This is a genomic window from Microvirga vignae, assembly GCF_001017175.1.
Taxonomy (GTDB): Bacteria; Pseudomonadota; Alphaproteobacteria; order Rhizobiales; family Beijerinckiaceae; genus Microvirga; species Microvirga vignae.
In genome coordinates this window covers 63,513-79,770 of record NZ_LCYG01000016.1, presented here as the reverse complement: position 1 = coordinate 79,770, position 16,258 = coordinate 63,513, and the positions used below count along the sequence as shown (strand labels likewise).

18 protein-coding genes are annotated in these 16,258 nt (G+C 63.2%); 13 read left to right on the top strand and 5 right to left on the bottom strand.

Features of this window, described 5'->3' with window-relative positions:
• The first annotated feature begins 36 nt into the window (after positions 1–36).
• Positions 37–411: a Fur family transcriptional regulator gene (locus tag AA309_RS05250; protein ID WP_047188181.1), complete on the top strand. Its 375-nt coding sequence runs from the start codon at positions 37–39 to the stop codon at positions 409–411.
• Positions 408–1,175 (top strand): lyso-ornithine lipid O-acyltransferase, encoded by a 768-nt coding sequence (olsA, locus tag AA309_RS05245; protein ID WP_047187943.1) that lies wholly within the window; start codon positions 408–410, stop codon positions 1,173–1,175. Before AA309_RS05250 ends, olsA begins: the two co-directional genes overlap by 4 nt.
• Positions 1,176–1,178: 3 nt before the next feature.
• On the opposite strand, the gene AA309_RS05240 is transcribed toward olsA, so the two are convergent.
• Positions 1,179–2,114, bottom strand: coding sequence for a transcriptional regulator GcvA (locus tag AA309_RS05240; protein ID WP_047187942.1), 936 nt, complete (start codon positions 2,112–2,114; stop codon positions 1,179–1,181).
• 148 nt (positions 2,115–2,262) lie between these two features.
• Between AA309_RS05240 and AA309_RS05235 the strand changes: the two genes are divergently transcribed.
• Both AA309_RS05235 and AA309_RS05230 read left to right on the top strand, forming a co-directional pair.
• Positions 2,263–2,502 carry a DUF1127 domain-containing protein gene (locus AA309_RS05235; RefSeq protein ID WP_160310403.1) on the top strand — a complete coding sequence of 80 codons (240 nt, stop codon included), beginning with the start codon at positions 2,263–2,265 and terminating at the stop codon, positions 2,500–2,502.
• Positions 2,499–3,197: a glutathione S-transferase family protein gene (locus AA309_RS05230; protein WP_244470264.1), complete on the top strand. Its 699-nt coding sequence runs from the start codon at positions 2,499–2,501 to the stop codon at positions 3,195–3,197. Before AA309_RS05235 ends, AA309_RS05230 begins: the two co-directional genes overlap by 4 nt.
• An 84-nt stretch (positions 3,198–3,281) precedes the next feature.
• Here AA309_RS05230 and AA309_RS05225 read toward each other — a convergent pair whose 3' ends face one another.
• A complete protein-coding gene (locus AA309_RS05225) occupies positions 3,282–3,920 on the bottom strand; it encodes a LysE family translocator (RefSeq protein WP_047187939.1) in 639 nt (212 codons plus the stop codon).
• A gap of 309 nt (positions 3,921–4,229) precedes the next feature.
• On the opposite strand from AA309_RS05225, the gene miaB reads away from it, so the two are divergent.
• From miaB to trmB, 8 genes are all read left to right on the top strand, one after another.
• Positions 4,230–5,588: a tRNA (N6-isopentenyl adenosine(37)-C2)-methylthiotransferase MiaB gene (gene miaB / locus AA309_RS05220; RefSeq protein WP_047188180.1), complete on the top strand. Its 1,359-nt coding sequence runs from the start codon at positions 4,230–4,232 to the stop codon at positions 5,586–5,588.
• A gap of 65 nt (positions 5,589–5,653) precedes the next feature.
• A complete protein-coding gene (locus AA309_RS05215) occupies positions 5,654–6,748 on the top strand; it encodes a PhoH family protein (protein WP_047187938.1) in 1,095 nt (364 codons plus the stop codon).
• A gap of 14 nt (positions 6,749–6,762) precedes the next feature.
• The gene (gene ybeY / locus AA309_RS05210) at positions 6,763–7,221 is read left to right on the top strand and encodes an rRNA maturation RNase YbeY (RefSeq protein WP_047188179.1); all 459 of its coding nucleotides are present in this window, start codon (positions 6,763–6,765) and stop codon (positions 7,219–7,221) included.
• Positions 7,222–7,254: 33 nt separating this feature from the next.
• Positions 7,255–8,274, top strand: a complete 1,020-nt coding sequence (locus AA309_RS05205) for a hemolysin family protein (protein WP_047187937.1) — start codon at positions 7,255–7,257, stop codon at positions 8,272–8,274.
• Positions 8,271–9,878, top strand: coding sequence for an apolipoprotein N-acyltransferase (gene lnt, locus AA309_RS05200; protein WP_047187936.1), 1,608 nt, complete (start codon positions 8,271–8,273; stop codon positions 9,876–9,878). The genes AA309_RS05205 and lnt overlap by 4 nt, the downstream gene beginning before the upstream one ends.
• A gap of 50 nt (positions 9,879–9,928) precedes the next feature.
• Positions 9,929–10,342, top strand: a complete 414-nt coding sequence (locus tag AA309_RS05195; protein ID WP_047187935.1) for a helix-turn-helix domain-containing protein — start codon at positions 9,929–9,931, stop codon at positions 10,340–10,342.
• Between the two features lie 106 nt (positions 10,343–10,448).
• The gene (gene metK, locus AA309_RS05190; protein ID WP_047187934.1) at positions 10,449–11,624 is read left to right on the top strand and encodes a methionine adenosyltransferase; all 1,176 of its coding nucleotides are present in this window, start codon (positions 10,449–10,451) and stop codon (positions 11,622–11,624) included.
• A 6-nt stretch (positions 11,625–11,630) separates the two neighbouring features.
• Positions 11,631–12,314: a tRNA (guanosine(46)-N7)-methyltransferase TrmB gene (gene trmB / locus AA309_RS05185; RefSeq protein WP_047187933.1), complete on the top strand. Its 684-nt coding sequence runs from the start codon at positions 11,631–11,633 to the stop codon at positions 12,312–12,314.
• A 9-nt stretch (positions 12,315–12,323) separates the two neighbouring features.
• On the opposite strand, the gene AA309_RS05180 is transcribed toward trmB, so the two are convergent.
• Genes AA309_RS05180 through AA309_RS05170 form a run of 3 tightly spaced genes read right to left on the bottom strand, consistent with a single transcriptional unit; the run spans position 12,324 to position 15,270 of the window.
• Positions 12,324–13,025, bottom strand: a complete 702-nt coding sequence (locus tag AA309_RS05180; protein ID WP_047187932.1) for an ABC transporter ATP-binding protein — start codon at positions 13,023–13,025, stop codon at positions 12,324–12,326.
• Entirely contained in the window at positions 13,022–14,269 is a 1,248-nt protein-coding gene (locus AA309_RS05175; protein WP_047187931.1) for an ABC transporter permease, read from the bottom strand. The genes AA309_RS05180 and AA309_RS05175 overlap by 4 nt, the downstream gene beginning before the upstream one ends.
• A gap of 2 nt (positions 14,270–14,271) precedes the next feature.
• Positions 14,272–15,270, bottom strand: coding sequence for an efflux RND transporter periplasmic adaptor subunit (locus tag AA309_RS05170; RefSeq protein ID WP_047187930.1), 999 nt, complete (start codon positions 15,268–15,270; stop codon positions 14,272–14,274).
• Positions 15,271–15,629: 359 nt separating this feature from the next.
• On the opposite strand from AA309_RS05170, the gene rimP reads away from it, so the two are divergent.
• Positions 15,630–16,253, top strand: coding sequence for a ribosome maturation factor RimP (rimP, locus tag AA309_RS05165; protein WP_047187929.1), 624 nt, complete (start codon positions 15,630–15,632; stop codon positions 16,251–16,253).
• Positions 16,254–16,258: the final 5 nt, after the last annotated feature.

Genomic DNA, 16,258 nt, shown 5'->3' with positions numbered 1-16,258 from the left:
GTCATCGAGCGCTCCTGCCGCGACAAGGGCCTGCGCATGACGGGTCAGCGGAAGATCATCGCGCAGATCCTCGACAATGCCGCCGATCATCCCGACGTGGTGGAACTGCACCGGCGCGCTGCGGAGGTGGATGATCGCATCTCGCTCTCCACCGTCTATCGCACGGTGAAGCTCTTCGAGACGGAAGGCATTCTGGACCGCCTCGATTTCCGCGACGGCCGCTCCCGCTACGAGCAGGCGGCACGCGAGCATCACGACCATCTCATCAATTTAGAGACCGGCGACGTGATCGAGTTCCAGTCGGACGAGATCGAGGCGCTGCAGACCGAGATCGCCAAGCGCCTCGGCTACAAGGTCGTCTATCACCGTCTTGAGCTCTACGCAGTGCCGCTCGACAAGGACGAGGCGTGACCAAGATCGTCGTCGGCTTGAAGCTCCTGGTGCTGGTGCTCTGCAGCCTCGTGCTCGTGCCGCTGCAATTGCTCGGCATCCGTTTCGGCTGGAATCTGGTGCACCATCTGCCGGTGCTGTTTCACCGCCTCCTGCTCAAACTCTTCCATGTGCGGGTGATCGAGAAGGGCACGCCGCCCGGTGACGCGCCGACGCTCGTTGTCGCGAACCATGTCTCCTGGCTCGACATCCCCGTCATCGGCTCGGTGCATCCTCTCTCCTTCATCGCGAAATCAGAGATCGAGGGCTGGCCTGTCGTCGGTCTGCTCGCAAAGCTCCAGCGCTCCGTATTCATCGACCGGCAGCGCCGCAAGGCGACGGCTGAGGTGAACGACGCGCTCGCTCATCGGCTCGTGAAGGGCGAGGTGATCGTGCTGTTTGCGGAAGGAACGACGAGTGACGGCAACCGGCTCCTTCCCTTCCGTTCCTCTCTCGTCGGCGCGGCTCAGGCCGCGCTCATGCATGACAGCGTCGAGCAGGTTTTTCTGCAGCCGCTCGCGATTTCCTATGCCCGCCGGAACGGGTTGCCGATCACGCGGCGCGACCGGCCGTTCATCGCCTGGTATGGCGACATGGATCTCGCGCCTCATCTCGCGCTCTTTGTCGAGGGTCATCCCATCGATGTGGTGGTGACGTGGGGCGAGCCGATCCCCTTCAACGGCAATCGCAAGGAAGCGACGCTTGCGGCGGAGCGCGCCGTAAGAAGAGCGCTGAAGGCGGCTTGAACTCTATTGCCTCGCGGCCTCGGCCTCGGCCTGAGCCTTTGCTTCTTCAAGAAGCCATGTGCGGAAGGCGGCGAGGGCCGGTTTGTCCGCATTCGCTTCCGGACAGACGATGTAATACTGATAGGCCCCCTTGACCTGATGCGGGAAGGGCCGGACGAGACGGCCTGCATCCAGATAGTCGCCGATCAGAACATTCGTGGCGAGAGCAACGCCCTGGCCCGAAGCCGCCGCCTGCAGGCAGAGATAGGTGTGGGTGAAGCGCGGGCCGCGCGATGTGTCGATTCCCTCGACGCCCACGGCCTCGAGCCAGCGATCCCAGGTGGTGTAGTCGGGCACGTCTTCGACAGCCTCGTGCACCAGCGTGTGATATTTGAGATCGGCCGGATCGCGCAACGGCCGCTCGGGATTCTTGAGCAGGGCCGCGCTGCACACGGCGAAGAAATATTCCTCCATCAGCAGCTCCGTGCGCAGGCCCGGATAATGGCCGCGCCCGAAACGGATGGCGATGTCCACATCCTCACGGGCGAAATCGGTGAGGCGCATCGAGACCGAAACCCGCACGTCGATCTCGGGATGCCGCTCCCGGAAGGCGCCCAGTCGCGGAATGAGCCAGTTCGAGGCCAGGCTCGGCATGGCGCTGACGGTGATCACATTGGATGTTTTCGGCCGCAGGACCTGCGCCGTCGCCTCGTCGAGCTTGTCGAGGACCTCCGACAGGGAGGCCGCATAGCGCTCGCCGAGAGGCGTCAGGGCCACGCCTCGCGCGGGCTGGCGCACGAAGAGAGGGCGGCCGAGCCAGGCTTCCAGCGCCTTCACCTGCTGGCCGACCGCGCTTGCGGTGACGGCGATTTCGTCGCCGGCCTTTTCGAAGTTCAGATGGCGGGCCGCAGCCTCGAAGGCGCGCACGGCGTTCAGGGGCGGCAGACGACGACGGGACATGGGCTGATCCAGCGGGTTCCAACCCAAGTTTTGCTTGGGAAACAGTGAAGGACTTCTCGTTTGCTTCGAAGCTAGCACAGGAGCAGAGTTTTCTCCAGCAAAACACCTTTGCAAGACACCTTTGCAAAGGCCCTTGATGGAGGCCGTCATGGCAACCGGATATACCGCAGTAAATCTTGGGTTCAGCACCGTCACTCGCGAGCGGCAGAGCACCCTGCTCAAGCTGCTTCTGCGCTACGAGGCCTGGCTCGACCGGCGCAGGAGCGCCCGCATCCTGTACAACATGGATGACAGGTCGCTCGCCGATATCGGATTGTCACGGGCCGATGTGGAAGGCTTGAATACCGCCTCCTGGCAGGATCACCTGCCGCCGGCGCTCGGACGATGAAAGGCCCCATTATGAAGCTCTATTCCGGCCCTTTGAGCCTCTTCTCCCGCAAGGTCGAGATCGCCCTTCACGAGAAGGGGCTGCCGTTCGAGCGCATCCAGGTCGCCTTCAGCCAGACCAGGGGCTACAGCCCCAAGCACCCCGACGTGCTGGCCGCCAATCCGAAAGGTCAGGTCCCCGTCCTCATCGACGGGGACCTGACCCTCTACGATTCCACCCTGATCCTCGAGTACCTGGAGGATGCCTACCCCGATCCCGCGCTTTATCCGAAGGCCGCAAAGGAGCGGGCGCGATGCAGGCTTCTCGACCTCTTCGCCGACGAGGTCATGCTGGTGCCGCTGCGCGCGCTGATGCACCGGACCGAACCCAAGCCCGACGATCCGCAGCGCTGGACCGAGAAGGAAGCCAAGGCGCGGGAGGCCGAGGCGGTTTTAAGCCGACATTATGCGGATCTCGACCGCAGGCTTGGGACCCAGGACTTCTTCTGTGGAGCCTTCTCCGCGGCGGATCTTTCAGTCTTTATGACGGTGTTCTGGACCCGCCGTCTGGGTGGTCCGTCCCTGAAGGAGCACGGGTCGCTGGCCTCTTGGTATGCGAGGCTCGGCGAGCGCCCGTCCTTCGCAAGAATCATCGCCGAAATCCGCGCCGCAGACCGCGACCTGTCCGCTCCCGTCGAGGACGCCTACCGGGATTAAAGCAATGTCGATTTAGGCTCGAACTCTCTGGAGCGGACTGTGCATTGGTGGGCCTGCGGCACAGGAGGCCAGCATGCTCCGGCCCTATTTCGCGGACAGCAGGCGCAGTCCCGCAAACCCGAAGAAGACGGCCAGCGTCCCTTCGATCCAACGCCTGGTTTTCTGATAGGCGTAAACCATGGGGCCTGTCGAAAAGATCAGGGCATATCCCCCAAAGACGATGATACCCAGCACAAGACACCCGCCCAGGATCGCCGCGAGAGCATAGGGAGCCGCGTCAGGCTTTAGCCCTAAACTCATGATGGCGATCCATGCCAGAATAGCCTTCGGATTGGTCAGATGCAGCAAGACCCCTCGACGATAGAGGGCGACATGATCAGCCCGCGAGCCATCAGCACGGGATAAGGTTTGCGGCACCGTCGCCGACAAAGCCGACCGTGCGGACCGATAGGCCAGGTACAGCAGATACAACCCGCCTGCGATCTTGAGCGCCACCAGAGCGCCCGCATAAGCCGATAGGACAGTGGAAATACCGGTAGCCGCCAGAATGGCCCAGAAGAGCGATCCGGTAACAATCCCAGCGGCGAGAACCAAAGCGGGCGCGCGGCCATGGCTCATGGCGACACCCATGATCGCCATGTTGCTTGGTCCGGGGCTCGCGGTCGCAATGACATAGGCTGCATAGACGAGGAGCAACTGGTCGAGGTACTGCACGGCAATCATGACAGATCCTTTTCCTATCGATGAGACGTTCTCGTCTTTTTGGGTGTCTCTGCCAAGTCTTTTTTGGGTGTCTCTGCCAAGATGAATTCACCTGCTGGACGGCGGAGCCCCGGATGCCGCCCCCGTATCGACAGGTCGGCAAATGTCGGTTTGGTGTCCTTTCCGCCTGAGGCCGCCGGGATGGCAAGGGCGCAGCGGCGAAAACCTTCTCGCTTGAGCCAAACGGCCGCTATTCTCATTGATGCCCAAAGGGCTTAAAAGGGCGCTCGATCTTTGACCGCCCGCATTGCAAGCAGACAGGCCGATCTCGTGAAAAAAGTTTTCGTCAAATCCTATGGCTGCCAGATGAACGTCTATGACGCCGAGCGCATGGCGGACATGCTGACCACCGAAGGCTATGCTGAGACCAAGGCCATGGAGGAGGCGGACCTCGTCATCCTCAACACCTGCCATATCCGCGAGAAGGCCGCCGAGAAGGTCTATTCGGAGCTGGGCCGCGTGCGCGAACTGAAGAAGGAGCGCCAGACCCACGGCCAGGAAACGAAGATTGTGGTCGCGGGCTGCGTCGCTCAGGCCGAGGGCAAGGAGATCCTGCGCCGTGCGCCAGCCGTCGACGTGGTGGTGGGCCCGCAGAACTACCACAATCTGCCGGAGCTTCTCAGAAAAGCGCGCTCGGAGCGCGTGGTCGACACCGAGTTCCCCATCGAGGACAAGTTCGATCATCTGCCCAAGCCCTCGAAGGCCATGATCCGGAACCGGGGCGTGTCGTCCTTCCTGACGATCCAGGAAGGCTGCGACAAGTTCTGCACCTTCTGCGTGGTGCCCTATACCCGCGGCGCGGAAGTCTCCCGTTCCGTTTCCAAGATCGTCGACGAGGCCCTGCGCCTCGCGGATGCGGGCGTGCGCGAGCTCACGCTCATCGGCCAGAACGTGAACGCCTATCACGGCGAAGGTCCCGACGGCTCCATCTGGTCCTTAGGGAAACTGCTGCATCGCCTCGCCGAAATCCCCGGCATTGCAAGGCTTCGCTATACCACGAGCCATCCGCGCGACATGGATGACGAGCTGATCGCCGCCCATCGCGACCTGCCGGCGCTCATGCCTTACCTGCACCTGCCCGTGCAATCCGGCTCCAACCGCATTCTCGACGAGATGAACCGCAAGCATACGGGCGACGAGTACCGCCGCCTGATCGAGCGTATCCGCAAGGCGCAAGCCAACCTCGCGCTCTCCTCCGACTTCATCGTGGGTTTTCCGGGCGAGACCGATGCGGAGTTCGAGGACACGATGCGGCTCGTGGCCGATGTGGGCTTTGCCAGCTCCTTCTCCTTCAAATACAGCCCCCGCCCCGGAACGCCTGCGGCCGAGATGGGTCTCCAAGTTCCCGAAGCCGTGAAGGCCGAGCGTCTGGCGCGTCTCCAAAACCTGTTGGAAACGCAAAGACAGGCTTTCAATCGCGGAACCGTTGGTCAGACTCTGGACGTTCTCTTGGAGAAGCCGGGTCGTCACCCGGGCCAGATGGCCGGCAAGTCGCCCTATCTGCAGGCTGTGCAGATCGAGACCGACTGTCATCACATCGGTGATATCGTGACGGTACGGATCACGCAGGCAGGCTCGAACAGCCTGTTCGGGGAAGTGGTGAAGCCCGGCAACCAGGCCGCGGCCTGACACCTTCTCCACTCACAAGAGTTTCTTTCGCGGCAATTCTGCCGCGGAAAAGAGAGGAGAGGCATTTGAGGCCAGCGGACAACGCGACCGCACGAGCGCAGAAGGGACAACCCTCCAGCACTTCCCATCCTGGCGTCGAGGAAGAGGCCGAAATCATCCTCACCTTCGACGACAACCGCCTCGCCAGCCTAGTTTTCGGGCAGTACGACCAGAACCTCGCACATCTGGAACGCCGCCTGAACGTGGCCGCCATCGCCAATGGCAATCGGGTGACGGTGAAAGGCACGCCGGAATCCTCGGAACTCGCCCGGCGCGTTCTCGAGACGCTCTATGACCGCGCCCGCCAGGGCGCGTCCCCCGGCCCCGGCGATGTGGACGGCACGATCGAGGAATCGTCCCTGCAGGGCACTCTCTTCCCGGATGCGGAAACCGCAGTGCCCGGTCTCTCCGCCTTCGACCATATCGCCACTCGCCGGCGCGGCGTGGTACGCGCCCGCAACGCGGCGCAGAACGCCTATATCAAGGCTCTCAAGCAGGACGAGCTCGTCTTTGCCGAAGGCCCTGCCGGCACCGGGAAGACGTGGCTTGCCGTGGGCTATGCCGTCTCGCTGCTCGAGGCGGGGCAGGTGGATCGCCTCATCATCTCGCGCCCGGCCGTGGAAGCGGGCGAGCGCCTCGGCTTCCTGCCCGGCGACATGCGCGAGAAGGTCGATCCCTATCTTCGCCCGATCTACGACGCGCTCTACGACTTCATGGAGGCCCGCCACGTGGATCGTGGCCTGCAGACCGGCATGATCGAGATCGCGCCGCTCGCCTTCATGCGCGGGCGAACCCTCACCAACTCCCTGGTGTTGCTGGACGAGGCGCAGAACACCACGTCCATGCAGATGAAGATGTTTCTGACGCGCCTCGGCGAAGGGTCGCGCATGATCATCACCGGCGACCCGACGCAGATCGACCTGCCGCCGGGCCAGAAATCGGGCCTCGTCGAGGCCGTGCGCATCCTCCACGGCGTCGAGGGCATCTCCCGCGTGACCTTCAAGGAGGCGGACGTGGTGCGCCACGATCTCGTGCGCCGCATCGTGGCCGCCTACGACAAGGCCGCGAAGCAAGAGCCGCCGCAGGAACAATCGTATCGCGAACGGAACGTGAGACCGTGATCGAGCTCGACATCATGATCGAGGAGGGCGACTGGGAGAAAATCCCGGATGTGGAGGCCCTCGCCCAGAAGGCCGCTTCGGCCGCTTTGGCCGTAACCTACGAGGCCGATGGGGACTTCGAGGCGAGCGTGATGCTGACCGACGATGCCCAGATCCAGGAACTGAACCGCACCTGGCGGGGCAAGGACAAGCCCACCAACGTGCTGTCCTTCCCGGCCCCCGAGCAGCCGGGGGCAACAGGGCCTCGCCATTTGGGTGATATTGCTCTAGCTTATGAAACGCTGGTGCGCGAATCCGAGGAGGAATCCAAGGAGCTCGCGCATCATTTTGCCCATTTGATCGTCCATGGAGTTCTGCACCTTCTCGGTTACGACCACGAAACCGAGGCGGAGGCGGAAATCATGGAAGCTCTCGAGGTGAAGGCGCTCGCCACCCTTGGCATCGCCGATCCCTATCGCGATATGGCAGCGTAAACGCAAAAACGTTTGAGCTGATACTCAACTGATATGAACGAAGATCGAAGTCGTAGCGACCGACCTGTCCGAACCCTCGCTGAACACGACGATTCACGCGACCATTGGTATGACCGGGTTCTCATTCGCCTAGGGCTGAAGCCCCGCGAATCCATCCGCCATGATCTCGAGGACGCCCTTGAGGAATCCGTCGAGGACACGGACTTCTCGCCCCAGGAAAGGGCGATGCTCAAGAACGTGCTCTCCTTCCACCGCATCCGGGTGGAAGACGTGATGGTGCCCCGCGCCGATATCGTGGCGGTGGCATCCGACACCAATCTCGGCGAGTTGCTCAGCCTCTTCCGCACGGCAGGCCATTCCCGTCTGCCGGTCTATGGCGAGACTCTCGACGACCCAAAGGGCATGGTCCACATCCGGGACTTTCTTGATTTCATCGCCATGCGTGCCGACGGCGGCGCCTCGGAAGGCGGAGCGAGCGACGATACGCCCCCGCCGAGCCTCGGGCAGGTCGATCTGTCCATGGTACTGGCTCAAGCCAATATCCTGCGCCCGGTGCTCTTCGTGCCGCGCTCCATGCCCGCCATCGACCTCCTGGTGCGCATGCAGGCAACCCGCACCCACATGGCCCTCGTGATCGACGAGTATGGCGGCACGGACGGCCTCGTTTCCATCGAAGACCTCGTGGAAATGGTGGTGGGCGATATCGAGGACGAGCACGACGAGGATGAGGAGGTCACCATCGCGAAGGCGGCCGACGGCACCTACATCGCCGATGCCCGCGCCAGCCTCGACGAGGTGACGGAGACGCTCGGCGTCGATCTCTCCGACGAAGAAGGCGCCGAGGACATCGACACCATCGGCGGCTTCATCGTGACGCTCGCTGGCCGCGTGCCTTCCCGCAGCGAGGTGATCGAGGGTCCGAAGGGCCTCGAATTCGAGGTGCTGGACGCCGATCCCCGCCGGGTGAAGCGCCTGCGCATCCTCCAGCATGTCGCATCCACCGAGGTCGAGGTGGAATCATCTCCGCGCCCTGAAAGCGCTGCGGCGGAATGATCCTTGTCGCCGATCGCGCCATCCTCGCCCGGGGATGGCGCCGCTGGATCTTTAGCTTTGCAGCGGGCGTTGCGGGTGCGCTCGCCATGCCGCCCTTCGGCTTCCTGCCGGCGCTTGCCCTGTCGCTCACGCCCGCCGTGTGGCTCATCGACGGGGCCGGCAAGGCGGGTCCTTCCCGTTGGGCTCCCCTCAAATCGGCGGCTCTCATCGGCTGGTTCTGGGGCTTCGGATATTTCGTAGCCGGGCTCTGGTGGCTGGGCGCGGCCTTCCTCGTGGAAGCAGACCAATTCGCCTGGGCCCTGCCCTTCGGCGTCCTGGGGCTTCCGGCTCTGCTCGCCTTCTTCACCGCCTTCGGCTTTGCGCTTGCCCGCCTTCTGTGGCTGCCCGATGCCTCGCGCGTCTTCGCCCTTGCTTTCGGACTTTCGATCAGCGAGTGGCTGCGCGGTCATGTCTTCACGGGCTTTCCCTGGAACAATCCCGGTATGGCGCTCGGCCAGAATCTGTGGCTGATGCAGAGCGCCTCGCTCGTCGGCCTCTACGGACTGAGCTTCCTCGCCATCGCGATCTGTGCTTCTCCCGCACTGGCAATCACAGGCCGCACGGCGCGTGAGCGCTGGACCGTGCCGGGCCTTGCTGTGGCATTGCTTCTCGCGATGGCGGCCTTCGGCTTCTGGCGCGTTCCATCCGAGCCGACAGCCACCGTCGAGAATGTGCGCCTTCGCATCATGCAGCCCAATCTGCCTCAGGATGCCAAATTCAATCCGCGCAATCGCGACGCCATCATGCGGCGCTATCTCACCCTGAGCGCGAGCACCGGCCGCGACGGCCAGACCGCTGCGGATGCTACCCATATCATCTGGCCGGAATCGGCTTTCCCGTTCCTTCTCCACCGCGATCCGGCTTCCCTCGCGCAAATTGGCGGTCTTCTTGAACCGGGCTCCGTGCTGATCACGGGCGCCGCGCGCATGGACGAGCCGCTGCCCGGCGAGGCGGTCGGCAAGTTCTACAACGCGATCCAGGTGATCGACGATCGCGGCACCATTCTTGGGCATTACGACAAGGTACATCTGGTGCCCTTCGGCGAATACGTGCCGAAGGTCCTCGATACCCTGATCCGAGCCGTGGGCCTGCGCCAATTCGTGCATATCCCGGGAGGCTTCGAGCCCAGCCAGGAGCGTCGACTGCTCTCCATTCCAGGATTGCCGCCGGTGGCCGCCACGATCTGCTATGAGGCGATCTTTCCCGGTGATATCCTCCCTGAGGGCCCCCGCCCCGACCTGATCCTCAACGTCACCAATGACGGCTGGTTCGGACAGACCACGGGACCTTACCAGCACTTCGCACAGGCACGCCTGCGTTCTGTAGAGGAAGGTCTACCGATGGTAAGGGCCGCCAACACAGGAATCTCAGCGGTTGTCGACCCTTACGGCCGGATTGTGGACAGTATTCCACTTGGAGTTGAAGGTATCCTAGACGCAAAGTTACCGGTTGCAGCGAAAGCAAATCTTTCTTCAAAAACAAGTAGGTTTTCTTTGACGGCCATGCTTGTGATCTGCTTAATGACCTTGATTGTACGCCGAAAACAAAGAGTGTCCTCCATCTAAGATGACAAGGACATGGCGTTACGTCAGCTTTGACAAGAAAGCCTGGGGCCATGAAGAAGTCGACCAGCTCGATTGATAAGGAAATCGGAACACGGGTGCGTATGCGTCGTATTTCGATTGGCATGAGCCAAGAAAAGCTTGGTGAAATGCTTGGCCTTACCTTTCAGCAGGTCCAGAAATACGAAAAAGGCATGAACCGGATCAGCGTGGGTCGCCTCGTCGACATTGCCAAGATCCTGGGCGTCGACATCCATTTCTTTTTCAATGGCATCAAGAGCGGCAAGACAGAACCTGGCTTTGCGGAACAGGAATCACCGCCTTACCTCGCGGACGTCATGTCGACCCCGGAAGGCCTGCAGCTCATCCGCACCTTTACCAGCATCAAGAGCGCCAAGGTCCGCAAGAGCATCGTCCAGCTGGTGACATCGCTCGCGGCCCAGGACGAGCAGGAACGTTCGTCATAAAGAACGCGTTCGCTTGACCTTTCCGCCGGCCTGAGGCATGACCTGAGTGCAGGCTTACGGCCCGTGTGAGCCGTGCTTTTCGTGTTTGCCTCAAAGGAATTCTATCGTGCGGCGGTCAAGCTATCTTTTCACCAGCGAGTCGGTGTCCGAAGGCCATCCGGACAAGGTTTGCGACCGGATCTCCGATGCCGTCGTCGACGCTTATCTCGCAGCCGAGCCGGAAGCGCGTGTCGCCTGCGAGACCCTGGCCACCACCAACCGTGTCGTTATCGCCGGTGAGGTGCGCGGCCCTGAGTCGATCACCAAGGACAAGGTGATCCAGCTCGCCCGCGACGCCATCAAGGACATCGGCTACGAGCAGGAAGGCTTCCACTGGAAGAACGCCGAGATCGACGTCTACCTGCACGCCCAGTCGGCCCACATCGCTCAGGGCGTGGACGCCGGTGGCGACAAGGACGAAGGTGCGGGCGACCAGGGCATCATGTTCGGCTATGCCTGCAACGAGACGCCGGAGCTGATGCCGGCGCCGATCTACTACGCCCACAAGATCCTCGAGAACCTGACCGCCGCCCGCAAGGGCAAGGTCGGCGATGCCGCCAAGCTCGGTCCCGACGCCAAGAGCCAGGTCACGGTCCGCTACGAGAACGGCAAGCCCGTCACCGCCACGCAGATCGTTCTCTCCACGCAGCACCTGGACGAGAACCTCTCCTCCAATGACGTGCGCGCGATCGTCGAGCCCTATATACGTCAGACTCTGCCCGAGGGCTGGATCTCGGCCGATACCATCTGGCACGTCAACCCCACCGGCAAGTTCGTGATCGGCGGACCCGACGGCGATTGCGGTCTCACCGGCCGCAAGATCATCGTCGACACCTATGGCGGCGCGGCTCCGCATGGCGGCGGCGCCTTCTCCGGCAAGGACCCGACCAAGGTGGACCGCTCGGCGGCTTATGCCGCCCGCTACCTCGCCAAGAACGTGGTGGCCGCGGGCCTCGCCGAGCGCTGCACCCTGCAGCTCTCCTACGCCATCGGCGTGGCCAAGCCCCTGTCGATCTACGTGGACCTGCACGAGACCGGCAAGGTGAGCGAGGACAAGCTCGAGGCCGTTCTCATGGAGATCATGGACCTCTCCCCGCGTGGCATCCGCACGCATCTCGGCCTCAACAAGCCGATCTATGCGCGCACCTCCGCTTATGGCCATTTCGGTCGCACGCCGGAAGCGGACGGCGGCTTCTCCTGGGAGCGCACCGACCTCGCCAGCGCCCTCAAGTCGGCCTTCTGATCTCCTATGAGCGAAGCATCTCAAAAGACCGGCGCTTTCTTCGGGCGCCGGAAAGGCAAGAAGCTTCGCTCCGGTCAGGATGACCTGATCCAAAACCTGCTGCCCGCGATCCGCGTGATCCCGGGCAGCGCTCCCTCCAGCCAGTTTCCCAATGCGGACGCACGCGAAACCTGGCTCGAGATCGGCTTCGGCGGCGGCGAGCATCTTGCCCACCAGGCCCGTACCCATCGCGACATCAACTTCATCGGCTGCGAGCCCTTCGTGAACGGCATGGCGAAACTGCTTGCCGCCATCGACCACGAAAAGCTCGGCAACATCCGCGTGTGGGACGACGACGTCACCAAGCTCCTGCCGACCCTGCCCGACGCATCGTTCGACCGGGTCTACATCCTCTATCCTGATCCGTGGCCGAAGCGCCGCCAGCGCAAGCGCCGCCTCGTCTCCGACGAGATGCTCACGACGCTGGCGCGCATCATGAAGCCCGGCGGGGAGCTGCGCTTTGCCAGCGACATCGACGACTACATCGGCTGGGTCCTGACCCGGGTGCTCCGCTCCAAGCACTTCCGCTGGACCGCGAAGCGCGCCGATGACTGGCGCAAGCCCTATGAGGGCTGGCCGGGCACACGCTACGAGGCCAAGGCCATCCGCGAGGGCCGCGTGCCGAGCTATCTGACCTTCGTGCGCGTCTGACGCTGCCGCTTACACAACCGCTTGGGCAACGCGCTCGTCGCTCACCACCTTGCCGTCGACGAGATGGATGCGACGGTCGACACGGGCGGCGATATCCATGTCATGGGTAACGGCGATCACCGTCTTGCCGCGCTTCCTCACGAGATCCTGCAGGATGGTGAAGACCTGCTCGGAACTCTTGCTGTCGAGGCTTCCCGTCGGCTCGTCGGCGAGCACAACGTGCGGATCGTTGGCGAGCGCGCGAGCCACCGCCACGCGCTGACGCTGGCCGCCCGAGAGCTGATCGGGCCGCTTGTCGAGATGGCCTGCAAGGCCGAGATCCTCCAGCAGGCTCGTGGCACGGTCGCTCATTTCAGATGCGGAGAGGTACCCTGCCTTTCGCATCGGCAGCTCCACGTTTTTCAGCACGCTGAATTCAGGCAGCAGGAAGTGGAACTGGAACACGAAGCCGAGGCTCTCGAGGCGCAGGCGCGCGAGCTCGTCATCATCGAGTTGCGATGTGTCCTGCCCCGCGATTTTCAGCGTGCCGCTGGTCGGGCGATCGAGCAGGCCAAGCAGGTAGAGAAGCGACGACTTGCCGGAGCCGGATGGGCCGGTGACCGCCACGAATTCCTTTTCACCAACAGTGAGAGACACGTCCCGCACCAACGTCACCGGTACGATCGCCGGCAGAATCCGGGTGAGATGCTCGGCTTCGATCAGCGCGCTCATGTGGCTCCCCGGATGATGTCGACCGGATTGAGTCGTGCTGCCTGGCGCGCGGGGAGATAGCCCGCCACGCCCGCGGACCCGAGCGCGAAAGCAGACGCGATCACGTAATGCCAGGGCGTCCAGAAGAGCGGCAGACGCGTGATCTCGCGCCCGACAGCTGCACCGGAGAGCTTGAACTCCAACTGCGAAAGCGCGAAGCAGAGAAGAAAACCGATCAGCCATCCGGCAACGGAACCGGCGAAACCCAGCGTCAATCCCTCGATGAGAAACAGGCGGCGCATGTTGCGTTGGGTGAAACCGAGCGATTTCAGGATGGCGATGTCGCGCGCCTTCTCGTGCGTGATGGTGGAGATGATGTTGAAGATGCCGAAACCCGCCACGAGCAGGATTGCGCCGACCACCGTGTACATCACCACGTTGCGCACCACGAGCGCTTCGAGCAGCGACTCGTTCGCCTCCTGCCAGGGCACGGCCTTGTAGCCGAGTTCCGCTTCCGCCTGACGGGCTACGCGGGGCGCAGCCTCCGGATCGTCCAGGCGAAGGCGGATTTCGTTGATGGCATTCGGCCGCTCGGAGAGAATCTGCGCGTTCTTCAAGAGCACATAGGTCTCACCTTCGTCGCGGGCATTGCTGCCGGTGTGGAACTGTCCGACGATCTTGAAGCCGCGCGACTGCCCCGTAGGAGACACGAGCTGGATCGTCGTGCCCATCGACGCGCCAAGGCGCTGCGCCAGTGTGTCTCCGACGACGATGTTGTTGCCGCCCGCCTGCAGGGCATCGAAACTTCCTTCAACGAAGTCGCCCGCAACGGAGGAAACCGTTGCTTCGATCTCCGGCTCGATGCCGATGATGGAAACGCCGACGTCGCGCCCTGCATATCGAACCACGCCCTGCGTGCGCAGACTCTGCGCCATGCGGCCCGGCACCCAGGAGCGCAGGGATGCGAAAGCGGCGGCGGGATTGAGGATGCCGCGGCGATCCTCTTTCGGTCGCAGGCCCTCGAACTGCACGGCGGAAAACAGATCCTCGGCCGGCTGCCGGCGGGGCGTGCGACGCTCGTCACTGATCTGCACATGGGGCATGGTGTCGACGAGCTGCGCGATGAAATCCTTCTCCGTGCCCTGCATCAGCGCCGCCATGGCGATGGAAAAACCGACGCCCAGCGCGACACCGAGAATGGCCACGATGGTCTGGCGGCCGCGTCCGGCGATATGGGTCAGGGCCAGCTCCAGGATGAGGCGCATGCTCAGCCTCTCTTTTCTCTCACCTTCGCCCCATCAGCGAGATCCTCCGGGAACGGCACGATCACGCACTCGGTCTCATCGAGACCCGACAACACTTGCGTGTTGCTGGCGCCGCGAATCCCGACTTTCACATCATGACGCCTGGCGACGCCATTCTCCACGGTGAAGAGAGCGCCGCCGCGAAGGGCATTGGTGGGCACGAGAAGCGCGTTGGCGGAGACCTGGACGATCACATTCACTTCCACCGTCATGCCGATGCGCAGCGGCGTCGTCTCAGGGAGTGCGAGACGCACCCGGTAGGTCTTGGCGACCGGGTCGCCCTTCGGCGTGATGGAATCGAGGGTCGCTTCCAGAACCCGGTCCGGAAACGCGTCGGCCTTGAGAACCGCGCGCTGGCCCACCGCGACACGCGGGATGTCCTCCTCGTTCACCTCGGCTTCCACCAGCAGCGGCTTCGGCTCGCCGACCCAGAACAGAACCGTACCGGGCTCGGCCACCTCCCCCACCTCGCCGTCCTGGCGCAGGACGACGCCGCTCATGGGCGCCCGCAGAACGTAGGTCTCGAGCCTTGTCTCCTGGCCGGCGATCAGCGCCTCGATCTGACTCAGCTCGCTTCGGGCGCGGTCGAGAGCCTGCTCGCTGGCGACCCGGCGCTCGACAAGGGTGGAGACCCGCTCGTAATCGGCTCTCAGGAATCTCTGGCGCGCGCGAAGCTCGGAGAGGCTCGCCTGGGCCTGCCGGTCATCGAGATGGGCGAGTTCGGCGCCCTTCTCCACGGCCTCGCCCTCGCAATTGCACAGCTCGACGATCCGCTCCCGCAAGAGCGGCGTCACCTTCGCCCAGATGCGCGGCTCCACCACGCCGGTAGCGTAGACGATCTCCGCCGCATCGCCGCGAGTGGGCATGACGATGGCGACGTCCCGAGGCCTGCCGAGGCGCCAATAGGCGGCTGCGGCCACAAGAAGCAGTGCGAGAACAAGAAGGACGCGGGAGATCTTCAAGGCAGGCTCCCCAGGGAACGTCTTCCTCTAGCGCATCGTGCGGAAAAGTGGATCCGGTTTTCCGCAACAAACGATGCGCTCATCAAGAAGGAGAGCATCGGACCCAAAAGTGGATTCCACCTTTGGGATCGATCCGATGCTTTAACATAGCCTCATTGAAGCCGTGATAACGTGGTGCTCCTGAATCAGGACAGCGGGCTTGCGAAAGAGGCCCCTTTTGCAGGACCCTTGCTTTTTCGGGCTTGAATCAGTATATCTGCGGTTGTCAGCTCTGGTTGCAGCGTCAAGCTGCTGGTCGAGAGTGGGCCCCGCCGGGTCCGCTCTTTTTTATTGCTCGAACGCCGGAGCTTCGGGGAGCCATGACGAACGAACGCGACAAGCGGCTGATTACGGAAAACGGCGTTGCCGCCCGGGTGGCTGCCATCGTCGAGCCCGTGATCGAGGATCTGGGCTTCAATCTCGTGCGGGTGAAGGTGACCGGCACGAATGGCTGCACCGTGCAGATCATGGCCGAGAGGCCGGACGGCACCATGTCGGTGGACGATTGCGAAACGTTAAGCCGCGCGATTTCGCCGGTCCTGGATCTCGAAGATCCGATCTCGACGGCCTATTATCTTGAGGTCTCCTCGCCGGGGATCGACCGCCCGCTCGTGCGCGCCAGCGATTTCGAGCGCTGGACCGGCCACGAGGCGAAGATCGAGATGGCCGTGCCGGTGGATGGCCGCAAGCGCTTTCGAGGCTTCCTCCGGGGCGTGGAGGACGGCAAGCTCGTGGTCGAGCTTCCGGACGTCAAAGAGGGCCTGGAGCCCATCGCGCGCCTGCCTCTGACCGATCTGGGCGAGGCGCATCTCGTCCTGACAGACGACCTGATCCGTGAATCGCTGCGCCGGGGAACCGCGCCGACCACGGACGATCTCGATGAAGACACGGACGTGGTGGAAGCGCCGGAACCGCGCAGCCCGTCCAAGACAAAACCGAATTAAGGAGT

Coding starts and splice junctions, on each gene's coding strand:
- AA309_RS05195 (WP_047187935.1), top strand. CDS start 9,929: ATGAAGAAGTCGACCAGCTCGATTGATAAGGAAATCGGAACACGGGTG.
- ybeY (WP_047188179.1), top strand. CDS start 6,763: ATGATCGAGGAGGGCGACTGGGAGAAAATCCCGGATGTGGAGGCCCTC.
- AA309_RS05225 (WP_047187939.1), bottom strand. CDS start 3,920: ATGATTGCCGTGCAGTACCTCGACCAGTTGCTCCTCGTCTATGCAGCC.
- AA309_RS05250 (WP_047188181.1), top strand. CDS start 37: ATGACGGGTCAGCGGAAGATCATCGCGCAGATCCTCGACAATGCCGCC.
- AA309_RS05180 (WP_047187932.1), bottom strand. CDS start 13,025: ATGAGCGCGCTGATCGAAGCCGAGCATCTCACCCGGATTCTGCCGGCG.
- AA309_RS05175 (WP_047187931.1), bottom strand. CDS start 14,269: ATGCGCCTCATCCTGGAGCTGGCCCTGACCCATATCGCCGGACGCGGC.
- AA309_RS05205 (WP_047187937.1), top strand. CDS start 7,255: ATGAACGAAGATCGAAGTCGTAGCGACCGACCTGTCCGAACCCTCGCT.
- lnt (WP_047187936.1), top strand. CDS start 8,271: ATGATCCTTGTCGCCGATCGCGCCATCCTCGCCCGGGGATGGCGCCGC.
- trmB (WP_047187933.1), top strand. CDS start 11,631: ATGAGCGAAGCATCTCAAAAGACCGGCGCTTTCTTCGGGCGCCGGAAA.
- rimP (WP_047187929.1), top strand. CDS start 15,630: ATGACGAACGAACGCGACAAGCGGCTGATTACGGAAAACGGCGTTGCC.
- AA309_RS05240 (WP_047187942.1), bottom strand. CDS start 2,114: ATGTCCCGTCGTCGTCTGCCGCCCCTGAACGCCGTGCGCGCCTTCGAG.
- AA309_RS05230 (WP_244470264.1), top strand. CDS start 2,499: ATGAAAGGCCCCATTATGAAGCTCTATTCCGGCCCTTTGAGCCTCTTC.
- AA309_RS05235 (WP_160310403.1), top strand. CDS start 2,263: ATGGCAACCGGATATACCGCAGTAAATCTTGGGTTCAGCACCGTCACT.